General features: G+C 45.6%; 14 protein-coding genes. All 14 read right to left on the bottom strand.

Features of this window, described 5'->3' with window-relative positions; translation table 11 throughout:
* Positions 1 to 191: 191 nt before the first annotated feature.
* Entirely contained in the window at positions 192 to 995 is an 804-nt protein-coding gene (locus tag CKO50_RS04640) for a TatD family hydrolase (RefSeq protein WP_095727212.1), read from the bottom strand.
* Positions 961 to 1,602: a pyridoxamine 5'-phosphate oxidase gene (pdxH, locus tag CKO50_RS04635; protein WP_199539682.1), complete on the bottom strand. Its 642-nt coding sequence runs from the start codon at positions 1,600 to 1,602 to the stop codon at positions 961 to 963. Before pdxH ends, CKO50_RS04640 begins: the two co-directional genes overlap by 35 nt.
* 67 nt (positions 1,603 to 1,669) lie before the next feature.
* Positions 1,670 to 3,412 carry an arginine--tRNA ligase gene (argS, locus tag CKO50_RS04630; protein WP_095727211.1) on the bottom strand — a complete coding sequence of 581 codons (1,743 nt, stop codon included), beginning with the start codon at positions 3,410 to 3,412 and terminating at the stop codon, positions 1,670 to 1,672.
* 24 nt (positions 3,413 to 3,436) lie between these two features.
* On the bottom strand, positions 3,437 to 5,026 hold the full coding sequence (gene prfC / locus CKO50_RS04625; protein ID WP_095727210.1) for a peptide chain release factor 3: 1,590 nt from the start codon (positions 5,024 to 5,026) through the stop codon (positions 3,437 to 3,439).
* Between the two features lie 256 nt (positions 5,027 to 5,282).
* Positions 5,283 to 5,930, bottom strand: a complete 648-nt coding sequence (locus tag CKO50_RS04620) for a LexA family transcriptional regulator (protein ID WP_095727209.1) — start codon at positions 5,928 to 5,930, stop codon at positions 5,283 to 5,285.
* A gap of 236 nt (positions 5,931 to 6,166) precedes the next feature.
* Positions 6,167 to 7,363: an MFS transporter gene (locus tag CKO50_RS04615; protein ID WP_095727208.1), complete on the bottom strand. Its 1,197-nt coding sequence runs from the start codon at positions 7,361 to 7,363 to the stop codon at positions 6,167 to 6,169.
* Entirely contained in the window at positions 7,341 to 10,784 is a 3,444-nt protein-coding gene (locus tag CKO50_RS04610; protein ID WP_095727207.1) for a hypothetical protein, read from the bottom strand. The genes CKO50_RS04615 and CKO50_RS04610 overlap by 23 nt, the downstream gene beginning before the upstream one ends.
* On the bottom strand, positions 10,784 to 11,674 hold the full coding sequence (locus CKO50_RS04605; protein WP_095727206.1) for an ABC transporter ATP-binding protein: 891 nt from the start codon (positions 11,672 to 11,674) through the stop codon (positions 10,784 to 10,786). The genes CKO50_RS04610 and CKO50_RS04605 overlap by 1 nt, the downstream gene beginning before the upstream one ends.
* Positions 11,675 to 11,779: 105 nt before the next feature.
* Entirely contained in the window at positions 11,780 to 14,167 is a 2,388-nt protein-coding gene (locus CKO50_RS04600) for a TonB-dependent receptor (RefSeq protein WP_176474610.1), read from the bottom strand.
* Between the two features lie 125 nt (positions 14,168 to 14,292).
* Complete coding sequence (locus CKO50_RS04595) at positions 14,293 to 15,333, bottom strand: FecR family protein (protein ID WP_095727204.1); 1,041 nt, start codon at positions 15,331 to 15,333, stop codon at positions 14,293 to 14,295.
* 100 nt (positions 15,334 to 15,433) lie between these two features.
* Positions 15,434 to 15,964 (bottom strand): RNA polymerase sigma factor, encoded by a 531-nt coding sequence (locus CKO50_RS04590; RefSeq protein WP_095727203.1) that lies wholly within the window; start codon positions 15,962 to 15,964, stop codon positions 15,434 to 15,436.
* Positions 15,965 to 16,338: 374 nt separating this feature from the next.
* On the bottom strand, positions 16,339 to 17,826 hold the full coding sequence (locus tag CKO50_RS04585; RefSeq protein ID WP_141240123.1) for a vanadium-dependent haloperoxidase: 1,488 nt from the start codon (positions 17,824 to 17,826) through the stop codon (positions 16,339 to 16,341).
* Between the two features lie 205 nt (positions 17,827 to 18,031).
* On the bottom strand, positions 18,032 to 18,349 hold the full coding sequence (locus tag CKO50_RS04580; protein WP_095727201.1) for an isochorismate lyase: 318 nt from the start codon (positions 18,347 to 18,349) through the stop codon (positions 18,032 to 18,034).
* A gap of 184 nt (positions 18,350 to 18,533) precedes the next feature.
* Positions 18,534 to 19,301 carry a thioesterase II family protein gene (locus tag CKO50_RS04575; RefSeq protein WP_095727200.1) on the bottom strand — a complete coding sequence of 256 codons (768 nt, stop codon included), beginning with the start codon at positions 19,299 to 19,301 and terminating at the stop codon, positions 18,534 to 18,536.
* Between the last annotated feature and the right edge of the window lie 77 nt (positions 19,302 to 19,378).

Raw genomic sequence — 19,378 nt, 5'->3', positions numbered from 1 at the left:
ATCGCCGGGTGAACCGGCTCCTACACCTGTTTTTCTATTGCTGATAGGTATGGTTTTATATCGCGGTAAAAACCAAAAGATCGCCGGGTGAACCGGCTCCTACACCTGTTTTTCTATTGCTGATAGGTATGGTTTTATATCCCATTTGTGATATTGACTCGTAGGTCGAGATTTATCTCGACATCATCAATTTAGCCCAAGCCGAACAACTGTGTGGCATTTCGATAGAGGGCTGAGGCAAGCTCGCTTGGTGTTTCGCTTCGATATTCACAAAGCCTGTCAAATACTTGGACGACTCGCTTAGGAGAGTTCGGCTTCCCCTGATAACCATGTAACGGCATCGACGGCGAATCGGTTTCCAATACTAGGCTTTCAAGCGGCAGCTGTGATATTACCTGCGCTGTTTTTTCGCCTCTTGGATAGGTGATTGTGCCACCTACTCCTAGCTTAAAACCCTGACCGATATAATATTCAGCCTGCTGTTTTGAACCTGAAAAGGCGTGGATCACCCCGCCATACTCTGGCTTAACACGTTTAAACGCGGAAGCAATTAGGTGATGACTTTTACGGTGATGGACGATTAGCGGAAGCTTTACCTGATTACTCAGTGCGATATGCGCTTCAAACAGTGCAATTTGCCGCTCAAGTGCATCGCAGGTTGTATCAATACCGCACTCTCCTATCGCACACAGTTGGGTACGATTGTGTATTACATACTCTACCAACGCGGTCATATCGTCGTCGCAATGTTCGCCAATAAAATAAGGGTGTAACCCCGCGGCGATTTCACATTGTGGATGATATGCTTGAAAATCAACAAGCTCAAGAGACTGCTTAAGGGTAACGCCGGGCACCACAAAGCGTTCAACACCATTGCTGCGGGCAGCTTTAATATGCGTAGCTAGGTCATCTGCCAACTCGCTGAAATCGAGGTGACAGTGGCTATCTATAAAAGCGAATTTATGGGTTGAGTCGCTCAATTTCCCAACTGCCATCGGCTTGCTTCACATACATAAAGCGGTCATGAAGACGGTGCTCTCCACCTTGCCAAAACTCAACTTTAGTGGGCTCCACGCAATAACCGCCCCAAAAATCAGGTAGTGGAATTTCGCCTTTAGCGAACTTGTCTTTCATGCTACTAAAGGTTTGCATCAAGGCTTGACGAGATGACACGGGGCGCGATTGCTGAGACGCCCACGCCGCAAGCTGACTTTCTTTTGGTCGTGATAAGAAATACTTGGCAACGCGACTGGTTGGTAACGGGACTGCTTCACCATACACGATAACCTGACGCTCAATTTCATGCCACGGGAAGTGTAAGCATATCTTGTTGTTTTGCTTTAATTCTTGCGCTTTGCGTGAACCGGTATTGGTAAAGAAGACAAAACCGTGCTGATCTACATGCTTAAGTAAAACAATGCGTTGAGACGGCTGGCCGTGCTCGTCAACGGTAGCGACGACCATCGCTGTTGGGTCGGTAAACTTGGCATCAATCGCCTGCTGTAGCCAGGTTTCAAACTGCTCAACGGGTGTGTCTTTTAGCATCTCACGACGTAAACCGTCTTTGGTATATTCTCTGCGAATGTCTTCAAGTTTCATCACTATTTCCTTTACAAAAAAGCCGCTATAAAGCGGCTTCTAGTATACCTTAAAGCAAGTTAAAACTAACTTACATTTGCTCCATCACTTCGATACCAAGCAAATCTAGACCGGTTTTCAGTGAGTTAGCAACCAGATTACATAACAAGAGACGACTTTCACGGACGTCTGCAGCTACATCATCTTTCAAAATTGGGCACGCTTCATAGAATGTCATATACAAGCTCGCGAGCTCATATAAATAACTACATAATACGTGTGGCGTTGCTTCGCTGATCATCAGATCAAGTACTTCTTCCAATTGCAGCAGTTTGAGCGCAAGTGCCTTTTCCTGTGGTGCTTGAATTTGAATGCGACCAGTTAGGCTGGCGCTATCCATGTTTGCCTTACGGAAAATACTGCGAACACGGGTATAGGCGTACTGCAAATATGGCGCTGTCGCCCCTTCAAAGCTCAGCATCGTATCCCAGTTAAAGATATAATCGCTGGTTCTGTGCTTTGACAGATCGGCGTACTTCACTGCACCAATACCCACTTTACGCGCGATTTCTTGGCGTGCTTCATCAGATAAGTCAGAAGCTCTGTCAGCAAGTTTTTCTGTCGCACGGCTCACCGCTTCGTCAAGTAAGTCTGATAGCTTCACCGTGCCGCCAGTACGAGTTTTAAACGGTTTGCCGTCGTTACCCATCATTGTACCGAACAGGCTCGGCTCGTAGCTGGTTTTGTCTTTTAAGAGACCCGCTTTACGTGCTGTGATCTCAACTTGGTTGAAGTGTAAGCCTTGACGCGCATCAACAAAAATTAGGATACGGTCAACATCTAGCTCATTTGAGCGGTAATCACAGGCGGCTAAATCCGTCGTTGAATATAAGAAACCACCACCTGATTTTTGCACGATAAATACGGAAGGTTCACCGTCTTTATTTGCCAATTCGTCAAGGAATACGACTTGAGCGCCCTGATCTTCAACCGCAATTCCTTTCTCTTTTAATAGCTCAATTACACCGGCAAGACGGTCGTTGTAGGCACTTTCTGCCATGATATCATCACGCGTAAGCGTCACATTTAGCTTGCCGTATACTTCTTCAGAATGTTTAACTGAGGTGTCGATAAACATTTGCCATAGCTTCTTACAATGCGCATCACCGCTTTGAAGTTTGACTACGTAATCACGGGCTTTATCGGCAAAACCGGCTTCGTCATCAAAGCGCTTTTTCGCATCACGATAAAAGCTTTCAAGATCCGCAAGTGCGACATTTTCAAGGTCAACACCTTGGTTTAGCAAATCTTCAAGGTGTGCTATCAACATACCAAACTGGGTACCCCAGTCGCCCATGTGGTTTTGGCGAATAACGGTATCACCACGGAACTCAAGGGCACGTACAACGGCATCACCAATGATAGTTGAGCGCAGGTGACCTACGTGCATCTCTTTAGCAAGGTTTGGCGAAGAAAAATCGACCACAACTTTGTGAGGCGTAGCATGTTCAGCAACACCTAGCTTGGCATCCGCATTTGCCGCCTCTAGGCTTGTGGCTAAAAACTCAGGCTTGAGGTGAATATTAATAAAACCAGGGCCTGCGATTTCCGTTTTTTCTGCAAGATCAGCAACATCTAGGTTGTCGATGATCTTCTGCGCCAGCTCTCTTGGATTTGTTTTTAGTGCTTTAGCAGCCCCCATCGCACCGTTAATTTGGTAGTCACCAAACTGTGGACGCGTGCTTTGTGTTACCGCTGGGTTTGTACCTTCAGGGATACCAGCCGCTTGCATCGCTGCATTGGCTTTTTCAATTAAAATACTTTTGATATTCATCTGTTTTCCTTTTATGCGCAGCGATTAGTGTTCACGAGTTTCATGGAACTTCACGTCAGGGTAACGTTCCATAGATAAATTCAGGTTTACGCGACTTGGTGCGATGTAAGTTAGGTTATCACCACCATCTAGTGCCAAGTTTTGCTCACACTTACGGCGGAATTCAGCCATTTTCTTCTCATCATCACAGCTTACCCAGCGTGCGGTCTGAACCGTTATACTCTCGTAAATCGCATCCACGTTGTATTCAGACTTTAAACGCGCCACAACCACATCAAACTGCAGCACACCGACTGCACCTACGATCAGGTCGTTGTTGATAAGCGGCCTAAATACCTGTACCGCACCTTCTTCAGAAAGTTGTACCAAACCTTTTAAAAGTTGCTTTTGTTTGAGTGGATCTTTTAGACGAATGCGACGGAATAGCTCAGGCGCAAAGTTTGGAATACCACTAAATTTAAGCGTTTCACCTTGTGTGAAGGTATCACCAATTTGAATAGTGCCGTGGTTATGTAGACCGATAATATCACCCGCGAAGGCTTCTTGAGCGCGTTCACGGTCACCCGCCATAAAGGTTACCGCATCTGCAATACTGACTTGTTTACCAAGACGCACATGGTTCATCTTCATGCCTTGGCTATATTTGCCAGAAACAATACGCATAAAGGCAATACGGTCGCGGTGTTTTGGATCCATGTTTGCTTGGATTTTAAACACGAAACCAGAGAACTTTTCTTCGTCGGCTGTTACTTCACGTTCATCGGTTTGGCGTGGTAGTGGTTTTGGTGCCCACTCAGTTAATCCATCAAGCATATGGTCAACGCCAAAGTTACCAAGTGCCGTACCAAAGAATACTGGCGTTAACTCACCAGTTAAAAATAATTCATGGTCAAACTCGTGTGAGGCTCCAATTACCAACTCAAGCTCTTCACGTAGTTGCTCAGCTAAGCTTTCACCCACAGCGGCGTCAAGCTCGCTGTTATCTAGTCCTTTGATAATGCGTTTATCTTGAATAGTGTGACCTTGACCTGTTTGGTACAAAATCGTTTCGTCACGATGGATGTGGTAAACGCCTTTAAATTCTTTACCACAGCCAATTGGCCAAGTAACCGGTGCACACATGATGTTGAGTTCGGTTTCTACTTCATCAAGTAGCTCCATTGGGTCACGAATATCACGGTCCAATTTGTTCATAAAGGTAACGATTGGCGTGTCACGTAATCGTGTTACTTCCATTAGTTTACGAGTACGATCTTCTACACCTTTTGCTGCATCAATCACCATCAAGCATGAGTCAACTGCAGTTAGCGTACGATAAGTATCTTCAGAGAAGTCTTCGTGTCCCGGAGTATCTAGTAGGTTTACCAAGGCATCATTGTATGGAAACTGCATCACAGAAGTGGTTACCGAGATACCACGCTCTTTTTCCATTTCCATCCAGTCTGATTTAGCGTGTTGATTTGAGCCACGACCTTTAACCGTACCGGCTTTTTGTAACGCCTTTCCGAATAAAAGTACTTTTTCGGTGATGGTGGTTTTACCCGCATCCGGGTGCGAGATGATAGCAAAGGTCCTTCGCTTATTGATTTCATTAAGAAAATCTTGGTTTGCCATGTATAAATTCTTTTAGTTTGTACACGGATTTGTACACACTTTTGGAAGTACTCTCTTTTCAGTTCTTCGCTTGTCAAATCCGTCGTGTTAATCGTAATTGGCCGCTATTTTCGCTGATCTTGACTTTATAAACAATCAATGGTTATCTAATCGGTTACCATTTACTCTCAGCGTGCGCCAATGCTCAGTTGTAGCTGTTTGCAATCGTTGCTTCTTCAGCTCATGAACAACTGTGGCTAAACCACAAATTCCTTCGCTACCAAAAATCGATGATAGCTTGTCGTACTACACCAATGATGGTGCAGTTGCCGTTGATCGGTATTGCAGGGTATTGCGGGTTCAAAGGTTTTAGGTACTTCTGTTCACCATCAATAACTAACTGCTTAAAGGTTGCTTCTTTCGAATCATCCAAACGCGCAACAACCAATGAACCTGAAGCGTAAGGTAAGTCAGGATCAACAACGATCACTGCCCCCTCAGGTATGGATTTTTTCCCGCTTGGATTTTCCATACTGTCGCCTTTTACGCGAAGTGCGAAACAACCCTCATGTGCTTTCCCAGTGACTTCACGCCACTCCTCAGCATCTTTATGGGCAAATCCCTCCGCTATTTCAGTCCAATCACCGGCCTGAACCCAGTTAATGAGAGGAATTCTTCCCTTAATGTCAGGCCCAACTTCTACATTACCGACCCCCAAGCCAATCTCGCCATCACCTGTGGCGAGCCAATGAGCATTCACGCGAAGCGCCTCCGCGATCTGCATGGTGTAACGAGATCTAGCCGATTTGCCAGAACAAATCTGACTGATCGACTGCTGTTTGATACCAATGCGACGAGCCAACTCAGACTGAGTAATCCCAGTAAGCTGCAAGGCATGGTTTAGTCGTTCGGATAAAGTTTTCATAAGCCCGTATTCTACAAATAAAACTGTAGCCTTTCAACAATTTTAACTGTTGAACTGTTTACAGTTTTTATTGTAACAGGAGACGGTATGGAAGTGCTCAACACGACACAAAAACATCTCCGCCGTGCCATTGACTTGGTTGGCGGGTAATTAACAATAAGGTATTAGAACGTATATTACTTCAGTGCGCTTAGTTCAAACTTAAAGCGCACCTTAGTTAATAAAATGCTAGCAAGCTATTTAGGGGAGCGCCAAATAGCTGCCAGTATTAACATCACTGCGATCAGCGCAAAAGGCAACCCATAATCTAATCCGTAAATGGCAGTGCCCACGATTGGGCCTGTTACAATCCCTAGCCCTTGCGCAGCTGAGACCGTGCCTGCTGCGGCACCTTGCTCATGCGCTTCAACCGAGTTAGCAGCCAATGCAGAGAGCGACGGATATACCCACCCCATACCAAAACCTGCTAAGCCATAACCTATCCATAATATGACCGAAGATAAAGAAAGGTAAGCAACAATAAAGCCCACCGCAGCAATGAGTGCGCCGAACATAATGAACCTCTGTGGTTGCCACGTCAGCTTTTGCACTGCGACCTGCGCGACAATCAAAGCTACGCCCACAATCGCAAGCGCAATACCAGCAGAGCGCGCAGCTGCTGATGTATCAAGTTGAAGGCGATCAAGAATAAAAAAGCCCACGGTAATTTGTGCAATCGCAATACTAAACGCAGCAACAAAAGCCACAATCACAGGCCTTCGAATACGCGCATCCGTCAGACTCATCGAGTGCCCATCAGGCTTTGCATATTGCTCCACTTTAGGCAATACACGCCAAAGTACCAACAGTGCAACGGCCGGTAAGATAGCCGTAACATATAAAGGAATGCTTAAGCTGTAAGCGCCAATCAGTCCGACAAAACCTGGGCCAATCACCATACCTATCGCACTTGCAGCACCTATTCCTGCCATCGCCGCAGTGCGCTGTTTGGGCGGTACATGATCAGCCACCAATGCAGCACTGGTGGCCGGCACCGCAGCATAAAAAACCCCGGCAACTCCTCGTCCAATTACCAAACCAATGAATGCCAGTATCGGAGCAACGGCTGTTTTCATTGATAAATCAATAAATAATGCAAGGCTTGCATAACTGATCACAAACCCGCTAAGGCCAAATAATATCACTGGACGTCGCCCACGTTTATCACTCAAGCGCCCCCAAAAACGAGCCATCAATACCCAAGCTAAACCCGCAGCGGTCATGGCAGTACCAATCTGCCATGCTTCTAAGCCAATCACTCGGGCTATCGGCCCTGCCAATGCTGCAAATGCCATAACGGCCATCGTGCATACAAAGGTCTCAAACATCAGTGGTTTAATACTAAATGATGTGCTTTCTTTCGACGCTGATTCACTGCTGGCTATATTCGTCATTTGCACTCCTTGTTATTGAAACTGAGCCACATTTGCTGTTTTCTTTTGTGTCAGCGCATTGATTTTGAAAGCGATTGTCATCGATTGAGCGTTCATAACCTATCCCTGCATAAAACAAATAGCTACCGTCAAGTTCAACACCGCGCTCAGCCAATGACTGTGGTATATATTCCTGCATATGCATGTCGGAACCTCGGAGCAGAAGCCTTTGCAGCGCCGGTTGTGCCTGCCAACCACCTTCTTTCCAAACCCAATTTAACACTGAAACTTCAACACCTGTATCGCTGTTTTTTATCGCCACATCACTGCTTCTAGGTGCACCAAGGAGTAACTCAAGGGATTCATTCCCAACAACTTTAGACAAACGAGACAATAAGTCACCTGAGTCAGTGCTCTCAAACACCGTCATCATAGAGCTGGGTGTACGATACTCAGATGCGCCCCAACTATCCAAAGATAAAGCGGCATAAAGCCCAAGCCAACTGTTATCTCCATCCACCGCTTTGGTAATGGGTTTATCCGCTGTCGCAAACTCTTCAGCAAGTTGTTCTGAAGCGCGCTTGCGCACCGCTATTGCAGCATCAAACCCACTTCGAGTTTCGACACAGCGCAGTGCCGTCCAGCCCGCGACCCCCTCGACAAACCAGCGTGCACCGGCTTCGTCTCGTAACTCGCCTCGCCTGCTGATCGCTTCACGCGCCAATGCTGTCGCCAAGTTATATTGCCTTTGCCAAGCACCTCTGCCGGTCCCATCACTTTGCCACGCAATGTCTTCAGGCGCCCACAATACGCCGTTATAAAGCGCAATTTCACCCGATTTACGTGGCGCTTGAATCACTGTATTTACAGGGGAAGTATTCCCTAATTCAGACTCTACACATTGTTGCAACGACACTAATTCTTGCGCAAAACCATCGACTAGCGGTTGGCGAGCCCCCCCCACTAAAAACTCAACACCAGATTGCTGATGCGTTGATGATCCGTCACGCTGCCATATCGATGCAAAGGCCAGTACCCCTTCGGTATCTCCTTTATCAAATACCTTGTACTCACCAGAGCCACTATCGATGGCAACCGACCAAGTCCAATCGCCCATAGGCGCAACACCCTCTAATGAGGCTAGAGCAGCAGCTTGCGGAATTGCCGGCAACTGCACCGGTAAACCGAGAACAGACCGATCGCCAATAGAGCGAACCAAACGCTGTGGATCATGACCTAATACTGGTAATACATCGTGTGCACGTAGCCAAACACTGGCTGAATCTAGCCAAGGTGCCGCTTCTGTCTGCCAACCTTGTGCGTCAATGTTTAGTTCAAGTGTCAATTCACAATTGACCACACAGCCAGCCTCAACAACAAAATGCTCACTATCCACAGCAAAATCAAGTGGCACTCCACTTCTTGTCGCGCCAATAAGTTCAACGCCATGAGGTAATGTGCCATGTAACCTTTGTGCGCGCACACCCTCTAAATGCCAGTTGACATCACCAGTCCCTTTTGATGGGTTGAGGCGAATTACCACTTCCCCGCCACTGATTGAATAAGCAGATGCCTGCCTCCACCACTTTTTCTCCCAATTCCCGTCATGTGCCAGTGCATCCATTGAAGAAGTATACCCACCCTCGTCAACAAACCGAGTATTAAGCAAAGCGATAAAAACAAACACCAAGGACAAGGCAGCCGCGGCGGTTATGCCTGCTGTGCCGACCATACGTCTTTTTGCCGCATGAATACGGTCGCGCAGAGTCAATGCAGTCCCTCGTCGCCAAGCAAGCCAACTGCCAGCAAATAACAAGAAGGTAAGCGACAGCTTTAAGCTGGCAAGGGCAACAATCATAGCTATCCACGCAGACCAACCGGCAAGTTCAGATGGGTAAGCATGAATAGGTGTACCAATCGCAGCGGGTGTATATTGCACCAACTCTACTTCATGATTCACAATGGCGATAAACGCAGCAAGTATCGATACAACATAGGCCGTCCCGGCGCGTTGGAAAATAGCATGTGCAAGTACAGCAATTGCACATAGTTCAGCCAATGCTGGAAACACTGTGAGCAATACGTAGGCAAAAGGATAAGTTATGTCAAGAGCGTGAGGCGCAGCAATTGCCGTCATTAATACCGATGCGACAGCAGGTACTAAGCATAGTAAAGCAGTAAGTCCCAGTGCGGCAAAAAAACGTGCTAACAATCTCATGCCAAGTGGCACCGGTGACGTGTCTAACCATTCAATGAAGCCATCGCAATCATCTCGGCGCATTAATGCCCCGACAAAACCCACCACAACAAAGACAATAAAAACAAAGAAGAACCCGACCAGAAAGTAAGTTAATGTCTGAGGAGTGGGCACCAAAGGACCGTCAATGTGGCCAATCGAATTTATCCATGCCGCAGCAACACCAATTGCGGTGAGTAATAGTAGCGCGAGCCGTAACCCAAAACTCTGCAACGAGATCTTTAAATGCCATGTACATTCCACCATCAAGGTACGCCACCAATTAGGGTTGGTAATTAACCCCGCAGGCGCCGCGATATACCTTGAGACTGACGTGTCTTTACGTGCCTGTGTACGAGGAGCGCGTTCCATTGCAAGGTGCTCACGGCGTAAACGAACTAACAGTATCCCCCCTACAATTAACCCAACAGACAACCACAATCCACGGTTGATTAATAACATATCTGTCAGGCCAATCATCGCTACTTTTTTCTCAGCTGGTGTCCAAATCAAGGCTTGTCGCTCAGCTTCCACATAAGCAGAGGGATCGATAATGGAGGCGAGCATCGGACTCACTCCGCCTTCATGCAATACAACTAAACCAATCATCCAAATCAGGCTTAGTATTGCAGCGGTGGCAAATGCACCGGTATTTGAGCGAGTGAATGATGCACCAGCTAAAAACAATACGCCGGTGGCAAATGCACTGGGAATGGTAAACACCAGCAAGGAAACCGCAGCTGCCGCCCAAGGTACAGGGCCGACGGCATCAGGCGGAAGTGCGCCAAATGTCACCAAAACTGGTGCCATTAGTAAGCCGACACAAATTGAAGAACCAAGGATTACAGCAACGACGAGTGCACCACTAAACCGCGCAGCAAGTAGTAAGCGCAGCGAGATGGGGCTGGCCAGAACAACCTCATGGAGCTCTGCTGAACGGTCTCGAACGACAATTTGCGCAAAAACCCATGCCCAAGCAAAAAATAGCCACAAGCTTTGCCCTGATACCATCAAATAAATCACGTGCGGACTGTTACGATAAATGTCCACAGCGCCCATACTGCGCATATAATCTGCGTTGAGTAAAAAAATAAGCATGTAAGCTGTCAGGCCGAAAAATACAATGGGCGTGATCAAGCTCTTTAAACCCAGCTTTGCCTCATTTGCGGCTTCTTGAAAAAAGAAACCAGTGCGAGAATGTCCCATCAGACCTCCTCGACTTGCGCACTGCGCAAGGCATGATAATAAACATCTTCAAGGCGTACTGTGCGCTCACTATACCCTGCCAAAGCCTCACCAGCCATCACAACTCGCGTGCCATAAGGTGTCGCTGTCGCATGAAGTGCATCATCTGGCACAGCTTGCTCTCGTGAAATCTCCTTCTCCCAAATCAATCCTTTGAGGCTCGCTTTTAAGCTATCTGGTGTCCCAGCGGCAACGATACGGCCTTTGGCCATGATAGACAACCGCGTACACAAGTTTTCTATGTCTTCAACTATATGCGTCGATAAAAGCACGACGGCATCAGATCCAATATCAGCAAGAATACGATGAAAACGACTTCTTTCCGCCGGATCTAAACCCGCTGTTGGTTCATCAACAATGAGTAAACGAGGTTCGCCAATAAGCGCAACCGCAATGCCAAAACGACGCAACATACCACCTGAATAAGTAGCAACAGCCCTGTGTGCATCACGCTCCAAATTAACACGCGCAAGAAGGTATTCGACTTCTTGCTTACGCACCTTTTTATCCGTGCGTCCCTTTAACCAAGCAAAACGCTCGAGTAGATCGCGTCCAGATACATTTGGATACGCGCCAATTTGTTGAGGTAAATAACCTAATTTAAAACGCAAACTATCTGGATCTGCTAACGCATCGATACCGTCAAGGGTAATTGAACCAGAGTCAGGCTGTTGCAAAGAAGCCAGTGTACGCATTAAGGTACTTTTCCCAGCGCCATTAGGCCCTAGTAACCCATACAACCCAGGCGTCACTTCAAGGTCAACACCATTGAGCGCACTGACGCCACCTTTATAAGTCTTCCTTAGCCCTTTCACTACCAGACCACGTTTGCTCACTTGTTGTTCAGTCATGTCTTGTCACTCATTCCTTTCTAATATTGTCTAAAAAGAACGCATGACCCAATGAGCAACGCGTTCCTTACTACACAGATGTTTCACACCATCACGTCGGCTGCTTTACCAATCTAATTGGAAGCCAACACCTATCGTACGCGGCTCACTGATGCTGCCATAAGCGCCGGGTAGGCCAAAGTCCCTACCGTCTTGAATAAAGATTTCATAATCATCATCAAGGAGGTTATTGCCCCAAACATATGCTCTCCAATCATCTTGCTGGTAGCCGATACGGCCACTCAAAAGGCTACGATCGCGGATTTTAGTGATTTCAGGAGCATCAATACGAGAATATGTTTTATCGGTATAGCTGTAAGTCATAGAGGCAAAAAAGCCATTATCGTTTTGATATAAACCACCTAAATTTGCGGTAAACTCAGGGGCTTGAGAAAAGGACATTCCAGCCAGATCAACCCCTTTAGTAACGAACTCTTTGAATTCGGTATCAATAAAACCAAAGTTTGCGAATAGATTTAAATCAGCGGTTGCCTGATACTCAATTTCAAATTCAGCGCCACTGACTTTTGATTTACCAGCATTAACTACCGCGTCATCAAAACCTGGTAAGCCACCTGGTAAGGTGATAGTGACTTGTTGATCTGACCAATCAAAGTAGAACAAGTTAGCATTTAATAACAATTTGCCATCAAAAAGCTGATTGCGCATAAAGAGTTCATAGTTATCGATATACTCCTCATCATATGGTGTCGCTTCTCCAAGGAACATCGCAAAAGAAATACCGCCAGCTTGAAACCCTCGACTGTAACTGGCACCCACTCGAGTAATATCACTGACATCGTAAGTGATCGTTAATGATGGGATAAATTGACTGAAAGACTCAGAAGCACTCTGATCGCTGACAAAACCATTGTCCTTGAAATCCTTTGTTGTACGCTCTTCTTTGTTAAAACGCGCGCCAAATTTAAATTCCCAATCTTCGATAGGTTGCCAATTTATTTGACCGAACAAGGCTTGCTGTTCAATGATTTCTGTACTTTCAACGGTGTTGTTAAATGGCACAACTCCGCCTTTTCCGTCAGGAAAAACGCCTGCTCCGGTGAAGCCATTGTTATAATCTCCGTCAGAATAAAATAAACCGACTAAGGCAGAAAACTGCTCCCCTTCATAATTAAGACGAAACTCTTGACTAAACAGCTCTTCATTCATAAAGCCGTCAACACCTAACAAGTCAAAAGCAGTGTGATCTCCCTCAAAACGCTGCTCAACGCCAAAGTCATTGAATCCTGTAACCGAGGTAAAGCGAAACTTGTCACTTATTTGCCAACTGGCCTCTAAAGAAAATAAATCAAAGTCAGAGGGGAAGTCACCCTCAATGTTGTAGGTTTGCTCACCATGAAAAATATCGCCGTCAGGCAAAGCCGAGACAAATGGCGTGGCATTGGTGTCTGATTTATTATGCATATAAGTGAAATCAAACACCAAGTCCTCATCGCCTAGGGGTTGCCAGCGAAGTGCCAAACGAACTGTTTCCTCATCTTCGTTCTGCACATCCTCACGGCCAGTTGTTGTGTTGATCACATCACCATCAGATTGACGTGTTTCAACTACGACTCTTGCAGCTAACGTATTTTCGGATAAGACAAAGTTTTGCATCAGTGCTAGGCGCATGGTATCAAACTGCCCGGCTTCTGCTCTTAGTGCGCCTTCATAGCCATAAAAGTCAGGACGATTATAATTAATATATACAGAACCAATCAGCGCATTTGGTCCCTGCAGTGAAGACTGCGGTCCACGTAGTACCTCAACAGAGGTTGCATCAAACAGTGATGGTTTGACATAGTTACCAGCAGATACGCCCATGGCGACTTGGTTTATCAGAATAGATGCTAGTGCATTTGATCTATTCAAAGAGCCTGCAATACCATCCGTATTCACACCTCGAATACTGTATGCACCAGAAATCGAGCTGCCTATTGATACGTTTGCGGTACGATCAAAGGCATCCTCAACATTATAAATGACTTGGTCCTTAATTTGGTCTTCACCAAAATACCCAACGCTAGATGCAATCTCCTGCCGTGTTTCACCTGTTTTACTGCCCACGACGACGATTTGCTCAACCTTACTAGACTCTGGCTTGCTGCTCGGAACGTCCGCCTCTAAAATAAAATCACCCGAAGCGGTTTGAGCAATATGTAAATCATTACTCGCTGCTAATTGCACTAACGCTTGCTGTGGCGTGAAGTTCCCTGAAACAGTTTTGCTTTTATATTGGCTAATGTCGTCAACTTGCAGTACAACCTGGTGCCCGGTTAATACCGTAAAATCTTGCAGCGCCTTAATCAATGGCTTAGCCTGTATCTCAAATCTATAAGTCGCGCTGCTATCAGCTGCGCCTTGGCCCAGTGCAACTGGTGCTGTGATTAAAGCAGGAGCAAACGCCAATGAACATAATAAATTAATGCGATTATTTTTCTTTCGGTATTCCATGCATACCATGCTTGATGTCTCCATTCAGTGTTAGACTCCAGTGACAAACTCACCGATTCTTATCTAGGTAGACAATTAAGCTGGTTGTACCCGTAAAAATTAATCAAAAAAATAAAATAAACTTTCTAGAAAGGTCTTTGAGGCGTTTCGGAACGCAGTACCAGCGTATTACGCCCTTCTACATCCCCCCTGAGGCGATAACTTTGCATGATAGCACGCAAGGCATCATCCCCTTTTTTCAGAATAAATGTACCTGAAACTGGTCGATTGCCATCATAGATAAAGCGGGTGTCTAATAGATAAGAAGTATAAGGTTGCAGCGCTTCAAGTGCTTCTATCAGCGGCCTTTGTTCAAACACAATGACGCCGTCTCGCCATGCACCTATCTCAGCCAAAGGTCTGGTTTTGACCTCACTAAGTTTTCCATTTGTTACTCGTACGACCTCAGACTTGCCCAATTGTTTCATAACGTGTTGAGTTTTGTCACTCACACCAACTGCGCCACTTAATACTTCGATTTCTACCGCTTGCTCATCCAGTTTGTTCACCACAAACTTTGTACCCAATACCTTTGCAACCGCACTGTTACTGGCCACTATAAATGGCCTATTTGGGTCAGGCTTAACACTAAACAGTGCCTTACCACTGAGCAAAGTGACATGTCGACTTGACTTAGTTATAGAGATCTTAAGATCAGTACTCCAATCTAACCAGACCTCAGTGCCATCCTCAAGCTCAACTGTTTGTTGCTGTCCCCATACGGTTTGGTAATGCCTAGTCGACACTTTTGGCTTGGTAGCTGGAACAACGTTAACCACTGAAGGCTGAGCGGGTGTTGGAACTTGCTCATCGATACTAACATACAATAGCGTCGATAAAGCCATGGCTACGCCCAGAGGGGGTATAAGTTTAAAAGGTGTTTCTGAAAAACGTTCAAATTGCAATTGAAAGGCAAGCTTAATCCTATCAAAACGAGACAAAGATACATTTTCTACCTGACCCAACAGTGCCCAATCAGCTTCTGCCTTTGCCGCTGCTTGTTCATGCATGGGTGACTGCTTTCGCCAAGCATCCAATTGCGCTCTACTTTTTGGGTCATCGTACACTGCGACCACTAAGTCAAACGCTTCTCTTAATAGGCGCTTGTCAGACTGTAGGTTATTCACAGCTTTTTCCTCAATTAACGTGTCGTGTCCTATGAAGCCCTGAAAGGTTTCAATGTCTTGCTATTATAGAATACACGTCACTGACAAAAAACCGTAATATTTAGTCATAAAGACATGTGAAGCAATGACAAAGTGCTTTTTTAACGTGTTTCTCCACAGTGGAAAGGCTGACTCCAAGTTGTTCAGCGATGTCTTTTTGGCTTATCCCATGAAGTCGATACATGGTAAAAATTTGACGCGTTAGTATCGGTAAGTCCTGTATAGCTTGGTTAACTTTTATAACATCCTCTCCAGATTCTGCGATAGTCTCTGGAGTGCGCTCCTCCCGCTCATCCATCATTGGTGCGATCAATACATTTAATTCAGCTCGCGTACACTCAGAACGTTGCAGGTTAAACGCTGCATTTTTTGCTGCTCGATATAAAAATGCTCGCACATCTTCGATGGGAGGATTTGGATCGCGCCGTAACAGGTTTTCAGCGACGGATTGGAAAATATCAGCAGCCGTATCGGCACAACCCACACGTCTGGTTAGGAAGCGATTAACTTCCAATCGATATCGTTCTATTGAACCTGTGAGATACTCCACATGGGACTTCAAGGTTTTTTTACTCTTTACAGACAAATACATTCTAAGTTCTTGATAAATGGTTGTTGAACAAAATACTACTGACTGAAAACGACTAATGAATAACTATGTTATCCAGTACCCATGACACTATCACGAATAAAAATCATTCTCAATAAAAACCAGACCAATATCAGGAACCAAAACTACAAACTTTAGTTGGTATCTGTCTACAAACCATAAAGAACACAAATTACTGGGATTAATCGTTAAAAAAACAACTAAAAAAAGACTAACGAGCTGCTTTAGATAAATTGAATACAGTGAACACAATTAAATAAGCGCCAATCAAACATGTGAAGTGCTCACAACGTTAAATTAGCGCTCATTGATTTTCTATCACTAATGCCCGTGTATTTTAACCACCAGCGATTAAATTAGCTTTCATCTTCGTCATCATCACCTTTGTCTGACGACTTTCCAAACTTAAAACGCTCTGGCAAGGTGTCTAGATCTCGACCTTTACTTGGCGCTCTCAGCTCAGCAGTACCATTGACTAATTTAGTCATATAATCAAAAGCTAAGTTACCAAACATAGGACAAAACTCAGCACTTTCATCAACTGCTGCTTGGAAGTGTACGCCACCCCATACACGGCTTTGACCACACTCTTGTGCAAATTTAGACCATGTGTTGTAGGTGATCAGTGTATCTTTCGCTGGTGTCACGCCCGGATCAATACGTGATTTACCTGCAGGATAAGTCAAGTTAAAAACCATGTTGTCATCGCCAAAATACAGTCTTGCTGCTTGCGCATGCGCATAACAAAAACAGGTCGATGCAGACGGATATTCTGGGTGGTCGGCTTCTTCTAGGTAGCTCTTCCAGTCACTGCCTTTCATGGTAACAGTGCCCTTACCTGGACCGCCCCACGCCTCTACCAAATTGTCTTTAAATAGCTTTTGAATTGCACTGAAAGGTCTTACAGCGTCATATCTGTATTTCTCTTGCCATACAAAAATACCCGCATCAAATGTTGCCATATTGACCACAAATTCAAATTGCATAAAGTCGAGAAGAGGTAAGTTTCTCGCTGTCGTATTTGACGCAACAGAGTAAGATAATGAACTGAATTTATCGTCAAATAATTCAGCTTTGAGCTTAAGCTCATCAGTTAAGTTTGCAGATACGTCTAACACTTCTTTCGCTTGTTGACGGTACGCTCTGCGATTACGGTGATTACTATTGTGCGGAGGCGGCATTTCAAAATCACGCGGATCTTCATATGAGTAAGGTTCTGCCAATGCAAATTGTGGAGTTACAAACTGTTGGATCTTGTACAAGCCCAGCCCTTTACGCTGCATATCTGGCTGCCAACGTGACGGGTTTCTCAATTTATACGCCGTGTTGACTGGCTTGTAGTTTGTATAATCCGCATAAGGCGTTTGGTTATATGTTCTGCCAACATCACCATATTGATTCATACCATCGTTAAGACGACCCGCGACAACCGCTTTACCAGCCACATTACCTAAGCCAATCGGTGTCGTAATATCTGTGCTGTTATTGTCTGGGTCAAGACCAACATCAAGCAGTAACTTACGCCAAGTTGGCTTGTACGTTGGCATGTAGCTATTGAGTACATGATATGACGCATAAAACACCGCAATATTGATATTCCTGTTTGTTGCCTCACTTTGCGGTCTGCGGCCTAAGTGCGAATAGACACCGACCGCGGTTGGGTGATAAGCAGCGGTGGCATCGTACCACGCGTTTGTTAACAAAATTGCATAACGAAATACCAGTGATGCATCACCATAATTTGCCGATACGTGCTCACGCAGCGCAGGCAGACTACCAAAACCAACAACATCTAATGCCGCATTGTCGACATCAAAATCAAAGTCTTGCTTTACTTGTGCCATACTGTGCATTGAGCAGAACAGAACAGATACTAATAATCCGACTTGGCAGATGTTTTTTCGTATTTGATAAATCATGTGTCTAATCGAAAGATACATTTTCATTTTCTTAAATTTCCTTGTACAAGTAGGAACCAGAAAAATACAGTACTGAGCTACACATAAAGCTCAGTGCTGCTATCACTGGCATATGCAAAAAATTTAGCGGTTAATCCTCATCAACAGGTAGCCCATGCTTAGCCCGCCAATGCTGAGTTTGCTGGCTGATAAACCACTGAATAACTCCGTGGTACAACGACTCAATATAATCAGCTGGCAACTGGTGTTGCTCAGCCCATTGGCGTCTTTCCAACAACATGGCGGCAACCCGATCTGGTGCAGGAATACTGGCTTGGTTTGGTTTAAAACGCGCAGCGGACAACACATATTCCATGCGTTCTCCCAACAGTTTGATGATCTCTTGATCAATGGAATCAATGCCGTGACGGATGTCCGTCAGGTTTTCACAGTCTGATGGACGCTTCATAGATTTCACAAAATTATCCTTCTTTTTCTAATCATTGTTGTTTCTCGGTGCCCCACGCATACACAGATCTGTATGCCCGTTTTTTACTTGCCTCTTTTGACCAAACTCACCAGTTCCCCCTAATGAGAACACGTGCAACGACGCGACCCGTAAAATTTGCCCAAAAATTTTCCTAAAAACCTCATCACAGCGCCCTAAGCTGAGCTTGAAGCACTTCAGAAATGTAACTAAGTAGCGCAGCGCGACTTGTCTCATTCAGATAAAAGTGATCGCCAGCAAATAATGTTCGATTAAAATAGCCACTCGTTTCATTACGCCACGCGTCAAGCTCAGCCTCACCGAACTCGGGCTCATCCTCACCACCAAAAGCATGAATAGGGCAATCAAGGGGAGCTTCTGATGCATAGTTATACACATCAGTGATAGCAAAGTCGGCACGAATGACCGGCATAAACAGCGCCATCAATTGGGCTTCTTGCAATACGGCTTCAGAGGTGCCACCCGCATAATGGGTGCGTAAAACATCAACAAATTGCGTATCTGGCAAGGTATGAAAAAGAGGCCGAGATAGCGGCAGACTCGGTGCTCGGCGCCCAGAAACCATCAGTATTTGTGGCATTGGCCCACCGCGTCGACGTAAGGCTCGCGTCAATTCAAATGCCAATATCGACCCCATACTGTGGCCAAAAAAAGCAAATGGTTTATCCAAATACTCGCTAAGGCCATCAGCCAGCGCATCGGCAGCTTGTTGGGCATCATCAAAACATACCTCACCAATCCGCATTTCTCTGCCCGGCAACCTTATCGGACGTAACTCAATATCCGTGGGCAATTGCTGCGCCCAACCTCGAAAAGACAATGTACCGCCACCTGCGGCGGGAAAGCAGAATAGCCTCATTTTTGCTTGCGGGTTCTCTGTTCCACCAACCCATAATGATGCTTCGTGGCTCATGTTGCGCTCCTTGTAAGCGTTAATTTTTAAACATTTATAAATTGCCAACTCCACCCAATAGTGAGCTAGCAAACAGT

This window comes from Pseudoalteromonas sp. HM-SA03, from assembly GCF_002289345.1.
In the GTDB taxonomy this organism is placed as follows: domain Bacteria; phylum Pseudomonadota; class Gammaproteobacteria; order Enterobacterales; family Alteromonadaceae; genus Pseudoalteromonas.
Note: the sequence above shows the minus strand (reverse complement) of the source record. Positions and strands in the feature narration are given on the sequence as shown.